The 1,353-nt window shown below is 68.2% G+C and carries 1 protein-coding gene; it reads left to right on the top strand.

Going from position 1 to position 1,353, the window contains the following annotated elements:
- Positions 1-259 precede the first annotated feature (259 nt).
- The gene (locus ACSMFO_RS40085; protein ID WP_436462527.1) at positions 260-1,333 is read left to right on the top strand and encodes an IS110 family transposase; all 1,074 of its coding nucleotides are present in this window, start codon (positions 260-262) and stop codon (positions 1,331-1,333) included.
- Positions 1,334-1,353 lie beyond the last annotated feature (20 nt).

Below are 1,353 nucleotides of genomic sequence, written 5' to 3'. Positions count from 1 at the left end.
GAAAGCCACAGTGATGATGATGTGTGTGGATGGAGTTCTGGCGGGGTCTGGCTCGGAAAGCCACTGACGCCCTGGTTGGGGTTGTCTTGTGAAAGATCTGCCGGCTCGTGCTGGGTCTCTGTTCATGCACGTGACCAGGCCGGGGATGTGACTTGATAGGAGCCTGTGCCACCAGGACACCCATCACTGTGTTGTCCATCCCGGCCCGGTACGTGCCATCCGTTCAACCCGATCGAGACACGGAATGGCAGTGACCAGGATGACCGATCAGCAGCATGCCGTCGACACGACCCTGGTGACCGGCGGGGTCGATACCCATAAGGACACCCACACCGCCGCCGCGCTGGATCACCTCGGGCGGTGTCTGGGGACCCGCACGTTCCCGGCTACCACGGCCGGATACACGGCTCTGCTGGCCTGGTTGGGCGGGTTTGGCGTGGTCACCGGGGTGGGTGTCGAGGGCACCGGTTCCTACGGCGCCGGGCTGGCCCGCCACCTGGCCGCCGAGGACGTCACGGTGGTGGAGGTCAACCAGCCCGACCGGCACACCCGCCGCCGCACAGGGAAAACCGATGCCCAGGACGCGATCAACGCCGCCCGCGCCGTGCTGTCCGGTCAGGCCGGCACGACCCCGAAAGCAGGCACTGGCCCCGCCGCGGCGATCTCCGCACTGCGCACAGCACTCAACGGAGCGGTCAAGTCCCGCACCGCCGCGCTCAACCAGCTCGACGCCCTGATCGTCACCGCCCCCGCGGCGCTGCGCGAAACCCTCACCCCGCTCACCGGCACCACCTTGATCACCACCTGCGCCCGGCTCCGCCCCGGCACCGACCTCACCGACCCGCGCACCGCCGTCAAAACCGCGCTACGCCGCCTCGCCCGCCGCATCCAGCACCTCACCGACGAAATCACCGACACCAAAACAGAACTGGCCACCCTGACCCGGCAGGCACTGCCCGCCACCACCGCCCTGTTCGGCGTCGGCCCCGACACCGCCGCGCAACTCCTGACCACCGCCGGCGACAACCCGCACAGGATCAGCACCGAAGCCCGCTTCGCGCACCTCTGCGGCGCCGCACCCATCCACGCCAGCAGCGGCCGCACCACCCGCCACCGCCTCAACCGCGGCGGCGACCGCCACGCCAACGCCGCCCTCTACCGCATCGCCATCGTCCGCATGCGCCACTGCCCCAGCACCCGCGCCTACGTCGAACGACGCACCACCGAAGGACTCCCCAAACGCCACATCATCCGCTGCCTCAAACGCTACATAGCCCGCGAAATCCACCAAGCCCTCATCGCAGACCTCGCCAACCTCACCCACACCCCTTGACATCAATAGGAGCATCTTTC

The sequence above is a fragment of the Amycolatopsis sp. w19 genome (assembly GCF_051373225.1).
Lineage (GTDB): Bacteria > Actinomycetota > Actinomycetes > Mycobacteriales > Pseudonocardiaceae > Amycolatopsis > Amycolatopsis japonica.
The sequence above is the reverse complement of the archived record's forward strand: the minus strand, read 5'-3'. Positions and strand labels throughout refer to the sequence as shown.

Excerpts from the sequence above, each read along its gene's own strand:
- ACSMFO_RS40085 (WP_436462527.1), top strand. The coding sequence starts at position 260 with ATGACCGATCAGCAGCATGCCGTCGACACGACCCTGGTGACCGGCGGG.